Source organism: Candidatus Symbiopectobacterium sp. (assembly GCF_020054415.1).
Classification (GTDB): Bacteria; Pseudomonadota; Gammaproteobacteria; order Enterobacterales; family Enterobacteriaceae; genus Symbiopectobacterium.
Genome location: NZ_JAHWCO010000478.1, coordinates 1 through 2,031, shown reverse-complemented (window position 1 = coordinate 2,031; position 2,031 = coordinate 1). Strand labels below are relative to the sequence as shown.

4 protein-coding genes are annotated in these 2,031 nt (G+C 49.4%); all 4 read right to left on the bottom strand.

The window, feature by feature from the left end:
- Positions 1-9: 9 nt before the first annotated feature.
- The 4 genes from QZ506_RS13975 to QZ506_RS13960 are packed head-to-tail and all read right to left on the bottom strand — an operon-like array spanning position 10 to position 1,840.
- Entirely contained in the window at positions 10-633 is a 624-nt protein-coding gene (locus QZ506_RS13975; RefSeq protein WP_291971833.1) for a lambda exonuclease family protein, read from the bottom strand.
- Complete coding sequence (locus QZ506_RS13970; RefSeq protein WP_291971831.1) at positions 617-1,357, bottom strand: recombinase RecT; 741 nt, start codon at positions 1,355-1,357, stop codon at positions 617-619. The genes QZ506_RS13975 and QZ506_RS13970 overlap by 17 nt, the downstream gene beginning before the upstream one ends.
- Complete coding sequence (locus QZ506_RS13965; RefSeq protein ID WP_291971829.1) at positions 1,354-1,662, bottom strand: hypothetical protein; 309 nt, start codon at positions 1,660-1,662, stop codon at positions 1,354-1,356. Before QZ506_RS13965 ends, QZ506_RS13970 begins: the two co-directional genes overlap by 4 nt.
- Positions 1,655-1,840, bottom strand: coding sequence for a hypothetical protein (locus tag QZ506_RS13960; protein ID WP_291971827.1), 186 nt, complete (start codon positions 1,838-1,840; stop codon positions 1,655-1,657). The genes QZ506_RS13965 and QZ506_RS13960 overlap by 8 nt, the downstream gene beginning before the upstream one ends.
- Positions 1,841-2,031: the final 191 nt, after the last annotated feature.

The window sequence follows — 2,031 nt, the reverse complement described above, 5'->3', positions numbered from 1 at the left end:
TGCATGCACTCATGCTGCCACCCTGGATAATTTCCTGATAGCCTCAAGTTCGTTTTCAAGTTCAGCCAGAAACTGCCTTAACGCCTCCTCTATTTCAGCAACCAGTTTATCCTCCTGATGAATTCTCAACTGGTAATAGGCAAGGTCTGGCAGTAGCCTGTCGTCATAGCTGACAAAATCACACCATTTCCTGCCCGTACACATCATTTGGGCGTGCATCTGTAGGAGGTATTGGTTTTTCGGCTTACCGGTCTTGATGGTTTCTAAATGCGTCCATGTGTTGGGGCATTTTATTTCTATCAGGCCATCATTTCCGACTAGGCCATCAGGCGACGCACCAAATCCTACGATCTCTGGATGGGGGATAAATCCCACTTCTGTAACTTCTGCGTCAAACTGGTTAAGCAGGTACATCTCCCGCGCCACCTGTTCAAGTTCAGTGCCGCGCTGCATGGCCGAGTTTGCGTAACTTTCTTCCACCTTTCCAGTTAGGCGCTGGCAGATAAGCTCTGCAATGTAGTTCTGGCGGCTGGCGGAATAGCCTAATTTGGTTTTTGCCATTACGTCAGACAGGCGACTGGCGGTGACGTTGCCACAACGGGCGGAAAACCATTCATCACTGCGCTGTTGCATGATCCACCTCGCTATATTCTGCGTCGACGGGAATGCTTTTTTTGATGCGCTCTTTCTCTGCATTGCCGATAATCTGGCGCTCTTCGTGGGTCAGGTTTTTCCATGTTTCTGCGAAGACTTCCATGCTCATCTGAGCCGCCTCTTCGCACCGGGCAATGAGTGCAGGGCGACGCTCGTCTGTTTGTTGTCCAACAACAACGCTTGCCGGGCTGCTTTCGATGATCCGCTCTGCTTCGTCGCTGTCGTAAATGCCAGCAAACCCAAATGCCATGCGTGCACACTGAATAAGTGACTTGTGGCGCAGCATACGGGTGGGGTGTGATTGCCACGGCTGGGTATTGCGCTTACACTCGCCCATGTATTCGGTTACTACCGTGGGGTGTTTGCGATCTTTGCGGTAAATCTTGCAGGTGCAAGCCCCCTCTTCCTTGTCGTAGCCGAATTCCATTCCGTCGAACTGAGGATGTTCGTTAATGATCCGCGCACAACCATCTACACCAACAACCGGGACAATGCCGCCCTTATCAGGGAATGCGTAAATCTCTTTCGTCCACGGGTTAAGCCCGTACTGGTTGGCAACGATAAGTAGGGCGGTAAATTGCTCGTCCGTGACGTTACCCCCCTTGAACGCCGTATTCTTAAGGGTATTCATCAAGTCCGTACCTGGCTCCATACCGAGACGCTCAGCCAGCTTCCCTGCCATTGTTGTTAATGCCGTGCTCATTCTGCATCCTCCGTGCTGTTCTGCCTGTCATAAATCCAAAAAGCCCGCCCAACCTTCACACGGTGGAAAATGGCGTCGAATACTCGCTGACTCTCGGCTTCCTGATAATCAACATCGCTATCTTCCATGTACTCACAGGCTAGCGATGTGTAAGCATCAGGCCAGTGCTTTCTAAGCGGTTCACGAAACCTTTCGATAGACTTCTCCGCCAATTGCTCAGCCTCTGCGTAACAGTCCTCTGTTATTTCAGGCGGCATTTCTTCCATGATTTTGCGAATAGCCTGTATCTTTGATGGATTAAGCATTGGGGTTCACCTTCTGATTAACCGTTGCAATAAGCTGCTCGAATAACCGTTGCAGCCAGCTTTTGTTTTTGAAGCTCTGGCCCGTGACGATATTTGAGCGGTGATGTTCGATTGACCGAATCGGGTCAAATTTAATTTCAGGACGCACGATGGGGGCGCCCGCGATAGTAAGTTCCATCGTGGCTTTCCTTAATTTGGATTGATGTATTAATTGATGCCGAAAAATATCGGCGAGGGTTAAATATTCATCTCTTTATGACAGGTTAAACCGTAATTTCAGCAACGAAATGACATGACGATAAATTTCACCGTGCTTATTGTCGCAATGGCGCTTATTAACTGCCGATTCGAATTCTTCAATAGTTCCAG

Bases quoted from the DNA above. Each gene is read 5' to 3' on its own strand.
- QZ506_RS13960 (WP_291971827.1), bottom strand. From the start codon at position 1,840: ATGGAACTTACTATCGCGGGCGCCCCCATCGTGCGTCCTGAAATTAAA.
- QZ506_RS13975 (WP_291971833.1), bottom strand. From the start codon at position 633: ATGCAACAGCGCAGTGATGAATGGTTTTCCGCCCGTTGTGGCAACGTC.
- QZ506_RS13970 (WP_291971831.1), bottom strand. From the start codon at position 1,357: ATGAGCACGGCATTAACAACAATGGCAGGGAAGCTGGCTGAGCGTCTC.
- QZ506_RS13965 (WP_291971829.1), bottom strand. From the start codon at position 1,662: ATGCTTAATCCATCAAAGATACAGGCTATTCGCAAAATCATGGAAGAA.